Here is an 18,564-nt window from a genome sequence, read left to right as displayed (position 1 = left end):
TGGTCGGTTCAGGCGCTCAGCAGCGACAGCTCGTCCACCAGGGCGACGGCGAACTCGCCCGTGCCCTTCGTGCGGGCTCCGGCCCGCTCGGCCGCGGCCGCGTAGGCGGCGTGCGCGACCTGGGCGGCCAGGAGGGGCTCGTTGCCGGCGGCGAGGGCGGCGGCCGCGAACGCACCCAGACTGCAACCCGCGCCCGTCACCCGGGTGAGCCGCGCGTCCCCACCCGGAACCGCCACCGTGGTGGTGCCGTCGGTGATGTAGTCGACCGGCCCGCTGACCGCGACCACCGCGCCGGTGGCCTTCGCGATCTCGACGATGGCCCCGACCGCGTCCGACGAGCTGGCCGTGGTCTCCACGCCCTTGCCCAGCGCCGCGCCGCCACCGAGGGCGATCAGCTCACTGGCGTTGCCGCGGATGATCGAGGGCCGGTATTGCAGCAGCGATTTCACGAACGCGTCGTACTCCGCCGCCCCGGCGCCGACCGCGACCGGGTCGAGCACCCACGGGGTGCCGGCGGCCTGAGCCGTGCGAGCCACCTCCGTGAAGCTCTCCTCGCTGCTGCTCATCAGGCCGGCGGTGTTGATCCAGACGCCCCCGGCTCCGGCCGGGAAGGTACGGGTCCAGTCCGAGGCGGCCCCGATGGCCGGGCCCGCGCCCACGGCCAGCAGCACGTTCGCGCTCAGGTTGGCGGCGATGTAGTTGGTCAGGCCGTAGACGAAGGGCGAGGTCTGCCCGATGGCCGCGAAACCCTTGCGGATGTGCTCGTCCTGCCAGCTGATCTCCTGCACGGTGACCTCTCCTCGACTTGCCCGGCGACTGTGCATGCCACTGTATGCAGCAATATGCAGGGACGCTACGGGTGGGCCCCGTCTTTCACCGTCCGGTTACGTGGTGACTCAGGTCACACCCGCTGACTGCGACCGTTTTCCATGGTCACCGCATCTCACTTCATGTACCGAGGTCGCGGGAGCGGCCAAAATCGCTACCGGGAGGCAAGAATCGTGCGCAAGAACCTGAAGACCACCACGCTGGCGGCCCTGCTGGGCGCGGGTGCCCTGACCGCGAGCACGTTGGGGCTGGCCGCCACGGCCTCGGCCACCACAGCCTCGGCCGACACGGCCTCGGCCGACACCGCCGCTTCGAGCCGGGGGTGCGCCGTGACCGGCAAGCACGTGCCCAAGGGCGCCGTGAGGGCGGGGGCCGGTGACATCGACGGTGACGGCCGCAACGACCAGGTCTGGGTCAGTGCCGATCGCAAGGGTTTCGTCACGGCCGGCGGTGCCGTGTTCTCGCAGAAGATCGCCAACGCGGGCGGTCCGGAGGTCGGCGTGTTCGCACTGCACCTCGACAACGACGTCGTGGCGCTGGTCGAGCAGGGCCGCACCACCTACGTCTCGGCCCTGGCCGACTGCACCCTGAAGAAGACCGTGACCAGGAACGGTGAGCAGGTGCAGTACAACCGCGGGTTCTCCAGCCCCTACCGCGACCTGGGCTGCCTGGCCGACGACGACTACAGCGAGCTCAACGCCCTGCGGCTGGGCCACGACGAGGCCGCGAAGAAGCCGTGGTCGGTGAAGCAGACCGTGCTGAACGTGAGCACCGACGGGGCCCGGGCCACCAACGGCGACAGCACCCTCAAGCGCTACGCGACCCGGGCGGCCGCGATGAAGGCCCTCGGCAACCTGTCGTCGGCCCGGACCTGCTCCACCCCCGTGGCCTCGCTGGTCTGACGCTGGTCTCAGGCCGTTGCCGCCTCCGGCCCGTGCGTGGGCACGATGCCGGGGGCGAAGATGGCCGGGTTGTGCAGCATGCGCCAGCGCCGGGTCGGGGCGTCGGGGTCACGCAGGATCGGGAGCTGGTTCAGCGCCTCGCGTCGGTGGGCCGGACTGAGATCGGCCTTGATCAGTGAGAATCCGAGACAGAGCAGCTCGCGTACCTGCCCGGCGGCGCGAATCTGGGCCTCCGTGGGGCAGATTCCGCCGGTGGCCCGGCGGTAGGCGTGGCGGGCCTCGTCGAGCAGGTGCGGGTGCCCGCCGAACCGGCTGACGGTGAGGTGCAGCCAGGCGAAGTCGTCGGACCGGCTGCCCCAGCCCGCCTCCTGCCAGTCCAGCACCACCGCTCCGTCGCGACTGCTGACGCAGTTCAGGGCGTGGAAGTCGCGGTGGGTCAGCAGCGGTTCCGGATCCAGCTCGAGGGCGCGCAGCACGCGTTCGCGCAGCACCCGGCGCAAGCGCCGTGCCAGGTCGGTGCGGCCGTGGAACGGGTGCCCGGGCTGACGGAACGCCCTGGCCAGGGCGTGTGCGTCGAGTCCGGCCAGGGTGTGGCTCTCGGGCAGGCCGCGGAGAAGGCCGATGGCGGACGGGGTGCTCCCGATCCGGTGCAACAGCCCCAGGGTGCGCCCCCAGGTGGTGGCATCGAGCGGACCCGAGGCCCGCACGAAACGGGTCACCGCCACCAGGGATCCGGGCAGCCGCACCGGCTCGGGGTGCAGCACCTGCACGATCGGGTTGTGCGGGATCTCGCCGCGGTGGACCAGGCCGTCGGCGACCGGGCGCAGCCGGCGGGGCAGGAAGTGTTCCTGGGCAAAGGCTCTGGCGGCCTCGGCGTCGGGGTCGAGCACCACCTTGACGGCCACCTCGGCCGGGTGACCGGAGCCCGCCCGCAGGTGCACGACCTGCCGCCGGGGCCGGTCCCAGGGGGTGGGCAGACGACGCATCGGGCCGGCCGGGCTCAGGCCCAGCCGGTCGAGGGCCGTCAGGGCGTCGCGGCGTACCCGGTGTTCCATGTCTTCGGTCATCACGTGCTCCTGCCCGGACGGGAGACGAGCTTGTGCAGATTGGAGTCCTCGACGAGGAAACGGGCCGTGGCCTGCGCCCGGGGGTCTTCGAGAGCGTTGAGCACGGCCTCCAGGCCGCGGCCGGGAATGCCGTGCCGGAAACCGAGATAGGCGGCCTCGTCGGTGAAGTCGCCGTAGTGCCGGGCGGCGTGCGACGGATCGGGCTCGTGGCCGTGCACGTGCGCATGGTCGACGACGAAGGCCCGGGCGGCCCCCAGCAGGTCGCGGCGCGCCCAGCTCATCGTGTGAATGCCGGTGTGTGCTGAAGGGTTACGCCACCGGAACGAGCCCATCTGAAAGCCGTTGCCGGACCAGTTGTTCAGCATGGCCTCGTCGCACCCCCGTTCGAACGACAGGGCGTGCCGGTCGAGCAGTGCGGCCAGGTGCGTGTTGGTGCCCGTGCCCGAACCGACGGTACCGCAGATGCGCGGGGCCGCCAGCAGGCGTGCGAAGTCACACAGACTCGTGGCTCCGAGATCGACGGTGGAACAAACGCTTTCGCCGGCCACCGCCTCGGCGACCGTGGTGACGACCGACTCGTTCACCGCGTCCCCCCTCTTGACCGCAGCCCCGATCACGAAGTGATGGTCGGGCAGGAGGGTGAGGAGATGCCGGAGGATGCCGATGTGGTCGGCCGGGGTGAGTGAGTTGTCGACCTCCTTGTGCACCCCGGTCTCGCGGGTGAAGGCGTTCGAGGCCGAGGGGTTGTAGACCACCACCGGTCCTTCGCCCGGAAAGACAGCCTCCAGAGCCTTGTTCAGGGGTTCCAGCTCGCTGGACCCGAATGACAGCGATGTCGGGGTGGTGGAGCGGTCACCCGTGACGGCGCCCGGGTGGGCGGCGCGGAAATAGTTGAGCTCGTGCTTGCGCCCCTGCATCACCGCGCGGCCGCCCACCTGCACCGACCAGGCCGCGTCCCAGGAGGCCAGCCGCAGCGGAGCCGGTGAGGGCCCGGGCTCGAACGAGCCGGGTTCGATCACCAGGTCGTAGGCCTGCTCGCCGCGGAACGAGCGGGAGTCGTGCAGCTGGCCGAACCGGCCGTCGGCGTACAACGGCAGGTAGGCCGGGTGCGAGGCAAGATCGATCTCGGCCTGCGGAAAGGCTTCTCGGGCCCAGTGCAGCCAGGACGCGTGCCGCAGGAAATCGCCGAGATACCAGCGGTCGGTGCGGTGGAGCCAGAGGATGCGGTTGATTCTTCCCCGTGGTGCGAGTGAGGTCAGAGCTTCTGCCGGGACATTCATCGCCCGCCCCTTTGTGTGAGTGACCACCCCTGGGTGCGAGTGGGGAGAGGAATCCGGACCCCCACGCGCTGGTCACATCCAGCAAATCGGCCCGATCGGCCCGAAATCAGATTGCCCACCGGCGGGCCGAAGAATCAAGTCCACGGCGTGGCGAATTCATCGAAAGGTTCGATCGGGCAATTCCGGTTGCGAATGGGAAGTTTCAGCGTGGGCGTCACAAGTTCCGGACGTCACGATTCGGAACGGTAAAAAGCTTTCAGCGGTCGGTCAGTTCCCGGGCGTGAAGGATCACGACCGGGTCCTGCCAGAACGAGGAATGCAGATGCGTCGGGGCCAGGGTGGTGCCGTGGTCGGGCTCCAGCGACGGCGGGTCCAGGCTGATCACGTCGACCTGCTGGCAGTCCGAGGGCTGCTCCAGGGGCTTCGGGAGGCCGAACACCCAGCCGCCGATGTAGTCGGTGCGCCGCACCACGTTGCGCCAGCGCGGTTTCGGCGGCTCGGGGGCCCGCACGTTGGGCGGCGCCGGGTCCACCTCCGACGGCCCGGCGGGGTCGTTGCGGGAGGCGTCCGGTTCCGGCCCGCTCAGCAGCTCCCGCAGGGCGAGCGCGGCCGGGTGGCCGAAGTAGGCCGGGAACGCCCGTCCGTAGAGCCTTCTCAGCGGGGCGGCCAGTGTCATCAGGGAGACCCGGCCGAGCACGTCGCGGGGCAGCTGGGCGATCACCGCCACGCTGATCGCGGTGCCCTGGCTGTATCCGGTGAGCAGCACGTGGCGGGGGATGACCTCGATCGCCCCGGAGCGCTCACCCGGCACCGGGGTGCCGTGGCTGCCGGACCGGCGCGCCCCCGTGAGCACCCAGATCCGGTCGACCACCTCGGGCACGGCCTGCTCGGCGTAGCAGGGCGGGGCGAGCGGGTGCACGGCCCGCGGCCAGAAGGTGCCGACGTCCCAGATGATCCCGACGGTCTTGCGGGCGTGCGGGGAGCGGATCTGCGCCCGCAACACCCACACCCCGGTCGTCGCGAGCAGGGCGCCGATGAACACGCCGATGGTGGGCACGATCCCGGCGACCGCGGTGAACGCCTGCGAGGTGTGGGTGACGGCCAGGCCCTCGAAGCCCCAGAACAGTGCGCCCCAGCAGATCGTGACGGTGCCCATCACGGTGGCCACGTCGTCGGTGAGCGAGGCCAGGGCCCAGGTCCGCGCCACCTGGCGGACGGTACGGCGAGGGGCGTCCCGTTCTCTCTCCGGGTACCAGTCGACGACCGGGTCGGGACCACCGTCGAGGGTCGCGCCGGTGCCCCCGTCGCCCTCGAAACGCCGCACCCGCCGCCGGTAGCGCAGCGCCAGGAGCCCGGCCACCAGCAGGATCGGCACCAGGTTGAACGCCGCGGCGGCCGAGTAGGCGAACATCGCGTCGGGCAGCTGGATGGTGTTCGCCGGGTCGAAGCCCTCCTTGTGCAGCGCCCGCCCGCCCGGCTCGCCGAAGATTCGCGCCACCGAGAGGTTCAGGGCCGCCGTCAGCACCCCGCCCAGCAGCACGGCCAGCAGCGTGATCACCGGGGCGGCGTACCCGCGCAGGAAGGGCTCCCAGCCGTGCGGCTGCTTCTGGCAGCCGCGCAGCAGCCAGGCCACCAGCACGAGCAGCACGGCCAGCAGGCCGAACTGCAGCAGGGTGAGCGTGGTGGTGGCGCCGACCAGGCCGTGCGGTGCGTAGAGCGGGTCTTCGGGGGCGTCGTCCACCACCCACGGCGAGGCGATCACCCCGGCCAGGAGCACCAGGAACGAGACCCAGGCCAGGGCCCGGAACGCGGTGGCGAAGCGGGCCACGTCGTCGTTGCCGCCCACCGTGTCGCGGTCGGCGACGAACCCGGCGAGCACCACGGCGGCCACGAGAATGGTGGCTGAGACGGCGATCTGGATCTGCTGCCAGAGGCCGAAGGTGTTGGTGCAGCCGGCCAGGGCGAGCGAGATGGTGGCGAACGCGGTGGCGATGTGGGTGTTACGCAGCCGGGCGGCGGCCGCGGCCCCGCGCCAGAACCCGCGGTCGCGCAGCGTCAGGCGGCCCGAGGGCAACCGGTCGGGCCGGTCCTCACCGTCGACCTGCACGCCCGGCGCGTAGCTGCCACGCCCGGTGCTGAACGCCTCGTAGTGCCCGGCGGTCGCCGCCCCGGCGTACCAGAGAGCGCCGATCACCGCGGCCACGGCGACCGTGGCCAGCGACATCCGGGTCGCCGTGGTCGCCTCGGTGTACCAGCTCAGCCACCACCACGACGTACCCAGCCGGTGCGCCCCGTTCTGCCAGGCGATGGTGGAGTGGAAGAGCGTGACCAGGGCGCTGACGAACTGCACGGTCGAGGCCAGGGCCAGCAGCCGCACCACCACCCGGGCCAGGGCGTGCGCGCTGCGCAGACGCCGGCCCCGGGTCGCGGTGTCGCCCGCCGGGAGCATGTAGTAGGCGACGTTGTAGAGCATGAAGGGCAGGAGCAGCAGCCACGACGCCGAGGCCAGGGCCCGGGTGGTGAGCCCGCCCCAGACGTAGGCCTCCAGCGGCCAGGGCACCGAGGGACGGCCCACCCCGTCGGGGCTCCAGCGCCGGTAGAACGCCGTCGGTCCGGAGCCGCCGACCTGCACCACGTGCGGATGCTCGAGCACCACCGGCCCGGTGCTGCCCTGCACCCCGTGGATACGCAGCTCCAGGGGCAGGCCGGGCTCGTCCTCCCACTGCTGGTCGACCAGGGCCCCGGCCCGGGCGGCCTGGGCCGGGCTGGTCAGGTCGTCGCCGTGGTACCCGTAAGGGCTCTGCAGTCCGAGCGAAATTCCTGGCACCTGGCGACGCCTCCCCGTTGTCGGCCGATCAGACCTGCGCCTTGCCCGCCTCCACGGCCAGCTGGTCGACCAGGTCGTTCATCTCGTCGCCGGAGTGCCCCTTGACCCAGCGGAACGAGATGTTGCCGCGTTCGCGGAACGCCTCGATCAGCGGCTCCCAGAGGTCTTTGTTGGCCACCGGCTTCTTCTGGCTGTTGACCCAGCCGCGCGACAGCCAGCCCTTCCACCACTCGTCGCGGAAACAGTTCACGACGTAGGTCGAGTCGCTCACCACCACCAGCGGGCCCTCCAGCGCCAGGATGGCCTGGAGCGCGGCGCTGACCTCCATGCGCTGGTTGGTCGTCTTCGGCTCGCCGCCGCTGCCCTTGCGACCGTCTTTCGTGGCCCAGGCCCAGCCGCCCGGGCCCGGGTTGCCGGAGCAGGCGCCGTCGGTCCAGACCTCGAGAGCACCCTCCGGCTCGGCCATGTCGGCCTTGCGCACCTTGGTACCGACGTTGCGGCCGAAGGTCTTGGGCGGGCCCGCGTCGAGACCCGGCAGCTGGGCCGCGTTCTCGCTCGCCGCCACCGCGCAGGTGGAGTGCACCCACTTGCCGGCGGCCTTGGAGATCTCCTCCCCGGGCATGACTCGGCCCGAACAGTGGGCGCAGGTGGTGGGGAAGCGGGCGGTCATCGGCATCGCGCCAGTCTAGGTGGGGGCGAACCAGTCGAACGGGGGACGCCGGGCGCACCCGTTCGTCTCGAGTCGCCTTCCGTCACACGGACAACTACAGATGACAACGGGCACATTCGCGACTCCACCGGCGTTGTCTCGGTGAACGGCATCTGAACACCGGTCGTCCGGTCGGTGACGGTGGCTTGTTCACCTTGGTTGTTTATGGTGACCGCCACGGGAACCGATCATCCGGAGTGCGGAGCTGCCTCGGCGGCTCGGCGTGCCTTCGGCAGAAAGGAAGATCAGTGACGGCAGGAACTCACCACGAGATCGAGATCAAACTGGACGCCGATCCGGAGTTCGCCCTGCCCGACCTGACCGCCCTGCCCGGCGTCGGCTCGGTCGGCGAGGCCGGGGAGCACCAGCTCGAAGCCACCTACCTGGACACCGAGGACTTCCGGCTGATCCGCGGCGGCACGACGCTGCGTCGCCGTACCGGTGGTGGCGACGCGGGCTGGCACCTCAAGCTCAAGCAGCCGATCAAGGGCGACGCCGCCGACAGCCGGCTCGAGATCCACAAGCCGCTCGGCCGGAGCGTGCGCACGGTCCCGCCGGCGCTGATCGGCCTGGTCCGGGTGCAGACCCGGGGTGCGGCGGTGTCCCCGGTCGCGTTGATCTCCACCCGGCGCACCGTGCGGGAGCTGCGCGACGCCGAGGGCACCGTGCTCGCCGAGGTGGCCGACGACCTGGTCTCCGCCCAGTCGCTGGGCGAGGAGACGGTGGTGCAGTCGTGGCGCGAGATCGAGGTCGAGCTCGTCAACGGCGACCTCGAGCTGCTCGCCGCCGCGCGGGAGCTGCTGCTCGGGGCCGGGGCCCGGCCCTCCGACGTCCGTTCCAAGGTGAGTCGCGCGATCGGTGAGCGGATGGGCAGGCCCACCGCGACCGACTCCGAGGTTGTCGACGACGTCGAAGACCTGCTGGTCGAGCCGCTCCCGCCGAAGAAGGCGAAGAAGAGGGCCGGCAAGGCCCTCAAGCGGATGCGCGAGACCGTGGTGGTGGCGCCGCCGGCCGCGGGCGACGTGGCCCAGGAGTACCTGGCCGCGCAGTTCGCCCAGCTGGTCGCGATGGACCCGCGGGTGCGCCTGAACGCCGACGACGCCGTGCACCAGATGCGCGTCGCCACCCGGCGGCTGCGCACCGGCCTGGCCACCTGCAGGCCGCTGTTCGACGAAGAGGCCGTCACGCCGCTGCGCGAGGAGCTGAAGTGGCTGGGCTCGGACGTGCTCGGCCCGGTGCGCGACGCCGAGGTGATCCGCGACAAGCTCCTGGCCGAGGTCGAGGGCCTGCCCGGCGAGCTGGTGCTGGGCCCGGTGGCGCGGCGCATCCGGCTGGAGATGAACGCCGAGTACAAGACCGCCCACAAGTCGGCCGTGACCGAGCTGGACGGCGACCGGTACGTGCGGCTGGTGAACGCCCTCGAGGCGTTCATCGACAACCCGCCGTTCACCGAGCGGGCCAGCAACCCGGCCGAGAGCGAACTGCGCAAGGCCGTGCGCAAGGCCGCCCGCCGGGTGCGCGATCACGTCGACGTGCTGGCGGGGGAGACCGTCGGCAGCCCGGAACACGACTTCCACCTGCACGAGGTGCGGATCAAGGCCAAGCGCGCGCGGTACGCCACCGAGGCCGCGAAGCCGGTGATCGGCAAGGACGCGAAGAACGTGGCCAAGGTGATGGAGGGCATCACCGAGACCCTGGGCAACCACCAGGACGGGGTGGTGCAGCGGCAGTGGCTGCGTGACCTCGGGGTGCGGGCGCACGGCGCGGGCGAGAACGGATTCACGTTCGGTCTGCTGCACGGCCGGATCGCCGGAGAGGCGGAGCACGACGAGAAGTTGTTCTCCGCCGCGTGGGAAGAGGCCCAGGCTGCTCTCGCGGTCTGGCCGGGCTGACGTAAATCTTGCGAAAGCGTCGGTCGGTGGCCGCAAATCACCGGCCGGCGCTTTTCCGTTTCCGATGGGTCCGGTGGGAATCCACTGGCGTGTTCGACAGCGAACGCTTGTAAAGTCCTTTCTCGGCAGATGCCACACAGCTCCCCGGGAGAGAGACGATGACCACCGACTTGGGCGCGCAGGACCTCACCGCGCTCCTCGACAGCGCTCGGCAGGACTACTCGGAACTGGCCGGCCGCGGCCTGAAGCTCGACCTCACCCGGGGTAAGCCGGCGCCGGACCAGCTGGATCTCTCCAACGAGCTGCTGACGCTGCCCGGCGAGGGCGTGCTGAAGGCGGCCGACGGCACCGACACGCGCAACTACGGTGGGCTGAACGGCCTGCCCGAGCTGCGCGCGATCTTCGCCGAGCTGCTCCAGGTGCCGGTGGCGCAGCTGCTGGCCTCGGGCAACTCCAGCCTCGAGCTGATGCACGACGCGTTCGTGCAGGCGCTGCTCAGCCCGCTGCCGGGGGCGCAGAGCCGCTGGGTCGACCAGGGGCCGATCAAGTTCCTCGCCCCGGTTCCCGGTTACGACCGGCACTTCTCGATCTGTGAGCGCTTCGGCATCGAGATGATCCCGGTCCCGATGACCGAGACCGGCCCGGACATGGAGGTCGTGACCCGCCTGGTGGCGGCCGACGCCTCGATCAAGGGCATCTGGGCGATCCCGAAGTACAGCAACCCCACCGGGGTCACGTACTCCGACGACACCGTGCGTCAGCTGGCCGAGATGCCCACCGCTGCGCCGGATTTCCGGATCTTCTGGGACAACGCGTACTCGGTGCACCACCTCACCGACGAGCGGGTCGAGGTCGCCGACGTGCTGGCCCTGGCCACCGCCGCCGGTCACGCCGACCGGGTGTTCGTGTTCGGCTCGACCTCGAAGATCACCTTCGCCGGGGCCGGCGTCGGCTTCTTCGGGGCGTCCGAGGCCAATGTCAAGTGGTGGCTGGGCAACCTGTCCAAGCGCTCCATCGGCCCGGACAAGGTCAACCACCTGCGGCACGCGGCGTTCCTGGGCAGCGCCGAGGGCGTTCTCGCGCACATGGACAAGCACCGCGCCCTGATCGCGCCGAAGTTCCAGGCCACGCTGCGCATCCTGAGTGAGCAGCTGGACGGCACCGGCCTCGGCACCTGGACCGAGCCCAAGGGTGGCTACTTCATCACCCTCGAGGTGCCGGAGGGCACGGCCTCGGACATCGTGGCCCGCGCCGCCGAGATCGGCGTCGCCCTGACCCCGGCCGGGGCCGCGCACCCGCTCGGGCAGGACCCGAAGGACTCGATCATCCGCATCGCCCCGACGTTCCCGACCCTGGAGAACCTCGAGGCGGCCGTGCTCGCGCTGACCACCTGCGTGAAGCTCGTGGGCTACGAGCAGAGGCTCAAGCAGCAGTAAGAGCTTTCACGGACGCGGGGGGTGACGATTTGTCGCTCCCCGCTTCGGGTTTGGTGTCAGTTGAGGGAGTCGAGGTCTTCCTGGCTGAGGGTGTGCACCTCGCCGAGGCCGCTCAGGTCGACCGGGTCGGACGTGGCCCAGGCCAGTGTCGCCGTGTCGGCCGCGGCCCGCACGGGGAACAGTAGGTAGCCCCCGTCGCCGCCGTCTCCCTCACCCCGGACCTGAGCCACGTAGAGCACGCCCTCGGGATCGGGGATCTGCTCCTTCACCTCGTCGCTCCAGGTGCTGTTGCTGCTCACGGTCACCCACGTGCCCGGGGCCGCGAGGTGGTCGGCCGAGGCGGCGCTCGCGAGCTCTCTCCGGACCTCGGCGGGCAGGCCCTTCACAGCCTTCGTCGGCCCGCGCGACTGCACCACGGCGAACACGATCAGCACGGCGGCCAGCGCGACCAGCCCGATCAGCGGGGTGGTCAGCCGGCGTTTAGGCCGGGCGAGAGGCCTGGCCTCGGGCCGATCCGGTGAGCTGGGGGATTCGTTCGCGTCCATCGCGGTTCACCATAGACGCCCCCACCGACAACGAGACGGGGGACGCCGACCGTGAGGTCGGCGTCCCCCGTTCGGCGGGATCTGCGGATCAGGTGAAGTTGACCGTGACCTGGGTGAACCCGAGCGGCTTGAGCAGCCCCTCGAGCGTCGAGCGGGTGTTCTTCTCGGCGCGGTCGCGCAGGTCCTCGGTCTCGTTGGCGGCCTCGGAAAGGCGCTGCGAGGCAATCGAATACAGCTGCTCGGTCTCTTTCGAGTCGTCGGTGAAGGCACCCTTCACCCGGTCGAAGACGCCCCGGTCACGGCTGTAGACGTAGCTGCGGTCGTAGTCGAGCGTGGGGCTGCTCATCGTGGGGTGGGGCAGGTTGATGGTGGCGTGGGTGCGGTCGTCGTTCACCGTCACCGCGCCGTCACCGAGGTTGCTGAGGTTGACCCCCGCGTCCACCGACCCGGCCGCGATGAACAGCGTGCGCTGCCCGGCCAGGAACGACGGCACCGGCTTCACGTCTTTCTCGACGTCGACGACCAGTTCGTAGTAGCCGCTGGCGGCCTCGAACTGACCCAGGTCTTGGATGGACTGGAGCACGGCCGGCCCGGACCGGTCGATGGTCTGGTTGGTGACCAGGCCCTTGAACGGGTTCAGCCGGTCGAGCGCGCCAGTGGTCAGGTTGAGCGCCAGGGCGCCCGCCACCAGCAGCACGGCCACCACCAACGCGGCCGTGAGGAAGCCGGAACGCTTCCGCTCGGGCGCGGGGCGGTAGACGATCGTGTCGCCCGAGCGACCGCCGCCACCCTTGCCGCCCCGGTCGGCCTTGTCCGCCGTGTCGGTGCGGTCGACCTTGCTGCCGGGCTGGTCGACCGGGAGCGGCTCGGTCTCGCCCTTGCGGCGGCCGGTGAGGCTGTTGCGAGCTCGCTCCAGGCCACCCGCCAGGCTCCTGCTGACAGGCTGTTCCTGCTGGTCGGAGCCGGTCGCGGACACCTTGGACCGGCTGTGTGTCTTCTGCGCCATGACGCCCTCCACCCTTGGGGTGCCGCTCAGTCCGTTTCGTGACGAATGTTCCGTAGAACGACCTTCAAGATCGTCTCATCTCAGACGCCGGTTCGCCCGTTCAGGTTGCACCTGGGGCTCGTGGTAGCGTGAAAACGCTTATGAGGATCATTCTCATTAGGTCCACCAGCACGTGGATGCAGACTCATGTGGAAGGACGGCGTCGCGATGGCGTGGAATTCAGGGCAGCGGGGCCGGGTACTCGCCCTCGGCACGGCCACGGTGTGCGTGCTCGGGCTGACGGCCTGCGGCAGCGGCTCGTCCGGATCCTCGGGTGAGTCCGGCGCCTCGGCCGGTGCGCTGAACGTCGTGGCCGTCACCAACGTCTACGGCGACATCGCGGCCCAGGTCGGCGGCGACGCGGTCGAGGTCACCTCGGTCATCTCGAGCGCCACCCAGGACCCGCACTCGTTCGAGGCGGACACCCGCACCCAGCTCGCCGTGTCCAAGGCCGACCTGGTGATCGAGAACGGTGGTCACTACGACGACTTCATGGACCAACTGCTCGAGACGGCCGGCAGCAAGGCGACCGTGATCAACGCGGTCGAGGTGTCCGGGCTGGACGGCGACGCCGAGAGCGCCGGGAGCACCGAGTCCGCAGACGACCACGCGGACGAGGAGGAGCACGCCCACGAGCACGGCGAGTTCAACGAGCACGTCTGGTACGACCTGGAGAGCATGCAGAAGGTCGCCGACCGGATCGCGGCCGACCTCGGCCAGGCGCTGCCCGACCAGGCCGCCACGTTCACCGCCAACGCCAAGGCCTTCAACGCCGAGCTCGACGCGGTGATCCAGCTGGAGGACGACGCCAAGGCCGAGTACGAGGGCCAGGGCGTGGCGATCACCGAGCCGGTGCCGCTGTACCTGCTCGAGCACCTGGGCCTGGAGAACAAGACCCCCGAAGCGTTCAGTGAGGCGGTCGAGGAGGGCAACGACATCCCGATCAAGGTCCTCGACCAGACGCTGAAGATCTTCTCCGGTGGTGAGGTCAAGGTGTTCGTCTACAACGAGCAGACCAGCAGCACCGAGACCGAGAAGCTGCTGGCCCGGGCCAAGGCCGACGGGGTGCCCACGGTGGGCGTCACCGAGACCCTGCCCGAGGGCCAGGACTACGTGGGCTGGATGAAGGCCAACGTCGAGGCGGTAACCTCGGCGCTCGGATGATGAGCGAAAAGGTGGACGGCGCCGACCTCGTGCGCCTGAGCGGCGCGGCACTCGGTTTCGACGCGGGTGAGCCGCTCTGGAAAGACCTGGACCTGGCGGTCAGGCCGGGGGAGTTCGTGGCCGTGCTCGGCGCGAACGGCTCCGGCAAGACCACCCTGCTGCGCTGCCTGCTCGGGCTGCAGCCGCTGTCGGCCGGCACCGTCTCGGTGCTCGGCCGGACGCCGGCTGCGGCCCGGCGCGAGGTCGGCTACGTGCCGCAGCAGCGGCGTTTCGACCCGCTGACCCCGGTGCGCGCCCGTGACCTGGTCGGTTACGGGTACGACGGGCACCGGTGGGGACTGCCGTTGCTCTCGCGCAAGCAGCGCCGGGCCCGCATCGACGCCGCGCTCGCCGAGGTCGGGGCCACCCGGTTCGCCGACGCCCCGGCCTCCCGCCTGTCCGGCGGCCAGCAGCAGCTGCTGCGCATCGCCCAGGCCCTGGCCTGCGACCCGGCGCTGCTGCTGTGCGACGAGCCGCTGCTCTCGCTCGACCTGCACCACCAGCGCGAGGTCTGCGCCGTGGTCGACCGGCGGCGCCGCGACCACAACACCGGCGTGCTCTTCGTGACCCACGAGATCAACCCGGTCCTGCCCTACGCCGACCGGGTGCTCTACCTGGCCGGCGGCCGGTTCACGATCGGCCCGGTGAACGAGGTCATGACGTCGCAGACCCTGACCCGGTTGTACGGCTCGCCGGTCGACGTCATCGAGGTGCGCGGCCAGCTGGTGGTGGTCGGGATACCCGACCACCCCGTCCACCATCCCGAGGACCACGACGAGACCCAGGAGACGGCGCAGTCGTGAGCTGGGACAAGATCTTCAACTTCACCGACTACAGCGAACTGCTGCCGCTGGTGCACAACTCGCTGCTGGCCGGGCTCATCCTCGGCATCGTGGGCGGCCTGATCAGCACCTTCGTGGTGATGCGGGACCTGCCGTTCGCGGTGCACGGCATCAGCGAGCTCTCGTTCGCCGGGGCCTCCGGCTTCCTGCTGCTGGGCCTGAACGTGGTCGCCGGCTCGCTGGTCGGCTCACTCGCGGCCGCGATCCTGATCGGCCTGCTCGGCGTGCGCGCCCGCGACCGCAACTCCTGGATCGGGGTGCTGATGCCGTTCGGGCTCGGCCTCGGCGTGCTCTTCCTGGCGCTCTACGAAGGCCGCGCGGCGAACAAGTTCGGCCTGCTCACCGGCCAGATCGTGGCCATCGACACGCCGGCCCTGAGCTGGCTGGCGGTGATCTCGGTGATCGTCGCCGTGGGAATGCTGCTGATGTGGCGCCCGCTCTCGTTCGCCAGCACCGACCCGGAGGTCGCCCTGGCCCGGGGCATCCCGCTCGGCCCGCTGTCGCTCGGCTTCATGGTGCTGCTGGGCCTGGTCGTGGCGATGTCGGTGCAGGTGGTCGGGGCCCTGCTGGTGCTGAGCATCGTGGTCACCCCGGGCGCCGCGGCGGTGCGGCTGGCGTCCACCACCGCCGGGGCCACCGTGCTGAGCATCCTCTTCGCCACCACCTCGATGATCGGCGGCATCCTGCTGGCCCTCGGGAGCAGCGTGCCAATCAGCCCCTACGTCACCACCATCTCGTTCGCCATCTACCTGGCCTGCCGGTTGCTGGCGACACTGCGGGAACGCGCCCCCGCACTCTGACCGTCCCGCGAAGGGCCCCGCACTCACGGTGTGGGGCCCTTCGCCGTCTGTGACTCAGGTCGCACCGCAGTCGCCTGTGTGCACGGCGTGATGTCCGATAAGAAAGAAGTGACCGGATTTCCGGCCCCGAGGGCCTCTGGCGGGCGGATGTGAACCCGTGAGTACCCAAAGCCGGATGATCCGGACATAATCGCCGTGTCGAGGTGGATCGTGCCCTCACGGGGTGCGGTTGCTGGAACAGCCGACGGGACGGTTCGAAGCCGACCTCCCGCGACTTCGACCCGCGGGCCAGCGCGGACGGACGTCTGGCCGGGTACGAGGAGGGTCGGGATGAACGAGTTCAAGGCAATGGCGTATGTGAAGGCCGCCGGCGTCGTGACCGCCGTCGTCACGCTTGCCGTTCTGGTGGGCGCCTCAGACAAGTGGGGATGAGCACGGTGAGCTGATCCCATCCGCACGGTCCGCGTCTCCCCGGCGCGCCAGTACCGGGGAGACGCCACGGAGAGTAGGACGGTATGACCATCGGTGGATCCAGTGTGGCCGGCCCGCTCCGGATCCCCCGGATCACGCCGCTGGGCGTCTACATCGCCGCCGTCGTCACGGTGGCCGCGCCCGTCCTCGTCCTGAGCCTGACGGCGCTGCTGCTGCACCCGACCGAGTTCGGCGTCGACCGTCTGGTGATCATCTTCCTGGTGCTCGGGATCATCGTCGGTGAGCTGATCTCGATCGAGGTGGTGCTCGAGGACAGCCGCTCGTACCTGATGACGCTCTCGACCACGTTCATCGTCGCGCTGATCTTCGCCGCCCCGCCCGGCCTGGTGATCCTCGCCCAGAGCATCCCGCTGGTGATCGACGACCTGAAGCAGGGCCGGCACTGGTCGCGGCCCGTGTTCAACCTGGCCCAGTACGTGCTGGCCGTCGCCGCCGGGCGCTGGATCTTCTGCCTGCTGGCCGGTCAGGCGTTCTTCGTGCCGGAGAGCTTCGACCGGGACGACGTGGCCCCCGCCATCGTCGCCTCGGGCGTGTACTTCCTCGTCAACAACGGCCTGGTGGTGCTCGTGGTGGCGCTCGCCAGCCGGCGGTTCGACCCGGCCGGCCTGTGGGGCGACGTGCGGCAGAACGTCACCACCTGGGGCCCGATGGTGGCCATGGCCCCGATCTGCCTGGCCGTCACCAACTTCTCGCTCTGGCTCGTGCCGCTGGTGCTGATGCCGGTGATCGCCGTGCACCAGATCTCGAAACTGGCCCTGGAGCACCGCCGCAGCGCCGAGCACGACGCGCTCACCGGCCTGCCCAACCGCGCGTTCTTCCTGCAGAAACTCGACCACGAGCTGGCGGAGGAGCCGCCCGACCGGGCCGTGATCGGGGTGATGTTCATCGACCTCGACCACTTCAAGGAGATCAACGACACCCTGGGGCACGAGGCCGGGGACGCGCTGATCTGCGACATCGGCCGGCGCCTGCGCTCGGCCGTGGACGATGACGTGACGGTCGCCCGGCTCGGCGGCGACGAGTTCGCCGTGCTCACCCGGCTGAGCCCGCTCGAGCCGCTGCCGCAGGCCGTGGCCCTGGCCGAGCGGCTCAGCGGCACGCTCGACGAGCCGGTGAGCGTGGCCGGCATCCGGCTGGAGGTGCGGGCCAGCGTCGGCATCGCCCTGGCCCCGCAGCACGCCCACGGCAGCGCCGACCTGCTGGCCAAGGCCGACATCGCGATGTACCTGGCCAAGGGCAACGGCGGCGGAGTGGCCGTCTACGACCCGACGAAGGACGAGAACACCACCGAGCGGCTGCTCCTGCTCACCCAGCTGCACGACGCCCTGGCTCGCGACCAGCTCACGGTCTACTACCAGCCGAAGTGCGACGTGCGTTCCGGCCGGGTGGTGGGGGCCGAGGCCCTGGTGCGCTGGCGGCACCCCTCGCGGGGCCTGCTCGGGGCCGACCAGTTCATCCCGCTGGCCGAGAGCACCGAACTGATCACCCAGCTCACCCTGGTGGTGCTGGAGCAGGCCGTGGCGCAGGCCCGGGTCTGGCTCGACCAGGGGCGTCGCCTCGGGGTCGCGGTGAACCTGTCGGTGCGGCACCTGGCCGACGTGCGGCTGCCCGAGCAGGTCGACGCGCTGCTGCGGCGCCACCGGGTGCCCCCGGCCCTGCTCACCCTCGAGGTCACCGAGAACACCGTGATGACCGACCCGCACCGGGCCGTCGCGGTGCTGGCCATGCTCCGGGCCGCGGGGGTGCGGATCGCGATCGACGACTACGGCACCGGGTACTCCTCGCTGGCCTACCTCAAGCGCCTCTCGGTGGACGAGCTGAAGATCGACCGCAGCTTCATCATCGGCATGACCAGCGACGACAACGACCAGATCATCGTGCGCTCGACCATCGACCTGGGCCACAACCTGGGCCTGCAGGTGGTGGCGGAAGGTGTGGAGGACGCCGCGAGCTGGCGCCATCTGCAGGTGCTGGGTTGCGACGTGATCCAGGGCTTCACCGTGCAGGCACCGCTGGCCGCGGACGAGTTCGACACCTGGATCACGGCCTGGGAGGCGAACGGGCGGCTGGACGCGATCGGTGACCTGGCCACGGTGCGCCCGGTGGAGCTGGAGGTCCTGCGCCCGATCGTGGCCCGCCAGGAGAAGCCCGCGTGATCATCGGGGTCGCCGCCCTGCTCCTGCTGCTCGCCGTGCCGCTGACCGGCGGCAGCTTGCGGCAGCTGGGGGAGATCCCGGTCCGGGCCTGGTGGCTGCTGCCGGCAGCCCTTCTGCTGCAGGTACTGCTCTTCTCCGTACTTACGAAAGTGCCTGACTGGCTGGGCTTTTCACTGCATCTGCTGAGCTATATGCTGGCCGGGGCGTTCATCTGGGCCAATCGCGCGCTGCGGGGTTTGCCGTTGATCGCGCTGGGGGCAGGGCTGAACGCGGTCACGATCGCGCTGAACGGCGGCACGCTCCCGGCCTCGGAGTCGGCGGTGCGCACGGCCGGGCTGGCCGACTCGGAGCACTTCTCGAACTCGGGGGTGCTGTCCGACCCGCGCCTGCCCTGGCTGGGCGATGTGTTCGCGGTGCCCTCCGGGGTGCCGTTCGCCAATGTCTTCAGCATCGGCGACGTGGTGATCCTGACCGGCGTGGCGGTTCTGGTGTTCGGGCACAGCCGAGTGCACCGACCGGTCTAGAGCCCCTCTTTTTCGG

The 18,564-nt window shown here is 70.5% G+C and carries 15 protein-coding genes; 8 read left to right on the top strand and 7 right to left on the bottom strand.

Annotated elements, in window-relative coordinates:
• Positions 1–8: 8 nt before the first annotated feature.
• Positions 9–788, bottom strand: coding sequence for a hydroxyethylthiazole kinase (gene thiM, locus J2S57_RS09515; protein ID WP_307240657.1), 780 nt, complete (start codon positions 786–788; stop codon positions 9–11).
• A gap of 213 nt (positions 789–1,001) precedes the next feature.
• Between thiM and J2S57_RS09510 the strand changes: the two genes are divergently transcribed.
• Positions 1,002–1,730, top strand: coding sequence for a hypothetical protein (locus J2S57_RS09510; protein ID WP_307240655.1), 729 nt, complete (start codon positions 1,002–1,004; stop codon positions 1,728–1,730).
• A gap of 8 nt (positions 1,731–1,738) precedes the next feature.
• Here J2S57_RS09510 and J2S57_RS09505 read toward each other — a convergent pair whose 3' ends face one another.
• From J2S57_RS09505 to J2S57_RS09490, 4 genes are all read right to left on the bottom strand, one after another.
• Positions 1,739–2,797 carry a phosphotransferase gene (locus J2S57_RS09505; protein ID WP_307240652.1) on the bottom strand — a complete coding sequence of 353 codons (1,059 nt, stop codon included), beginning with the start codon at positions 2,795–2,797 and terminating at the stop codon, positions 1,739–1,741.
• Positions 2,797–4,077, bottom strand: a complete 1,281-nt coding sequence (locus J2S57_RS09500) for a glycosyltransferase family 9 protein (protein WP_307240650.1) — start codon at positions 4,075–4,077, stop codon at positions 2,797–2,799. The genes J2S57_RS09505 and J2S57_RS09500 overlap by 1 nt, the downstream gene beginning before the upstream one ends.
• Positions 4,078–4,333: 256 nt before the next feature.
• Entirely contained in the window at positions 4,334–6,904 is a 2,571-nt protein-coding gene (locus J2S57_RS09495) for a hypothetical protein (protein ID WP_307240648.1), read from the bottom strand.
• Positions 6,905–6,932: 28 nt separating this feature from the next.
• Positions 6,933–7,580 carry a ribonuclease H family protein gene (locus J2S57_RS09490; RefSeq protein ID WP_307240645.1) on the bottom strand — a complete coding sequence of 216 codons (648 nt, stop codon included), beginning with the start codon at positions 7,578–7,580 and terminating at the stop codon, positions 6,933–6,935.
• A gap of 281 nt (positions 7,581–7,861) precedes the next feature.
• On the opposite strand from J2S57_RS09490, the gene J2S57_RS09485 reads away from it, so the two are divergent.
• Entirely contained in the window at positions 7,862–9,505 is a 1,644-nt protein-coding gene (locus J2S57_RS09485; protein ID WP_307240643.1) for a CYTH and CHAD domain-containing protein, read from the top strand.
• A gap of 158 nt (positions 9,506–9,663) precedes the next feature.
• Positions 9,664–10,941 carry an aspartate aminotransferase type Ic gene (locus J2S57_RS09480; protein WP_307240641.1) on the top strand — a complete coding sequence of 426 codons (1,278 nt, stop codon included), beginning with the start codon at positions 9,664–9,666 and terminating at the stop codon, positions 10,939–10,941.
• A 56-nt stretch (positions 10,942–10,997) separates the two neighbouring features.
• Here J2S57_RS09480 and J2S57_RS09475 read toward each other — a convergent pair whose 3' ends face one another.
• Positions 10,998–11,486, bottom strand: a complete 489-nt coding sequence (locus J2S57_RS09475) for a hypothetical protein (RefSeq protein ID WP_307240639.1) — start codon at positions 11,484–11,486, stop codon at positions 10,998–11,000.
• 88 nt (positions 11,487–11,574) lie between these two features.
• Complete coding sequence (locus J2S57_RS09470; RefSeq protein WP_307240637.1) at positions 11,575–12,492, bottom strand: DUF4230 domain-containing protein; 918 nt, start codon at positions 12,490–12,492, stop codon at positions 11,575–11,577.
• A gap of 207 nt (positions 12,493–12,699) precedes the next feature.
• Here J2S57_RS09470 and J2S57_RS09465 point away from each other — a divergent pair, with 207 nt between their 5' ends.
• From J2S57_RS09465 to J2S57_RS09445, 5 genes are all read left to right on the top strand, one after another.
• Positions 12,700–13,695, top strand: coding sequence for a metal ABC transporter solute-binding protein, Zn/Mn family (locus J2S57_RS09465; protein WP_307240635.1), 996 nt, complete (start codon positions 12,700–12,702; stop codon positions 13,693–13,695).
• The gene (locus J2S57_RS09460) at positions 13,692–14,537 is read left to right on the top strand and encodes a metal ABC transporter ATP-binding protein (RefSeq protein WP_307240633.1); all 846 of its coding nucleotides are present in this window, start codon (positions 13,692–13,694) and stop codon (positions 14,535–14,537) included. The genes J2S57_RS09465 and J2S57_RS09460 overlap by 4 nt, the downstream gene beginning before the upstream one ends.
• Positions 14,534–15,376 carry a metal ABC transporter permease gene (locus J2S57_RS09455; protein WP_307240632.1) on the top strand — a complete coding sequence of 281 codons (843 nt, stop codon included), beginning with the start codon at positions 14,534–14,536 and terminating at the stop codon, positions 15,374–15,376. The genes J2S57_RS09460 and J2S57_RS09455 overlap by 4 nt, the downstream gene beginning before the upstream one ends.
• A 515-nt stretch (positions 15,377–15,891) precedes the next feature.
• Entirely contained in the window at positions 15,892–18,024 is a 2,133-nt protein-coding gene (locus J2S57_RS09450) for a putative bifunctional diguanylate cyclase/phosphodiesterase (protein WP_307240630.1), read from the top strand.
• Positions 18,021–18,548: a DUF5317 domain-containing protein gene (locus J2S57_RS09445; protein ID WP_307240628.1), complete on the top strand. Its 528-nt coding sequence runs from the start codon at positions 18,021–18,023 to the stop codon at positions 18,546–18,548. The genes J2S57_RS09450 and J2S57_RS09445 overlap by 4 nt, the downstream gene beginning before the upstream one ends.
• The last annotated feature ends 16 nt before the right edge of the window (positions 18,549–18,564 follow it).

The sequence above is a fragment of the Kineosporia succinea genome (assembly GCF_030811555.1).
Lineage (GTDB): Bacteria > Actinomycetota > Actinomycetes > Actinomycetales > Kineosporiaceae > Kineosporia > Kineosporia succinea.
The sequence above is the reverse complement of the archived record's forward strand: the minus strand, read 5'-3'. Positions and strand labels throughout refer to the sequence as shown.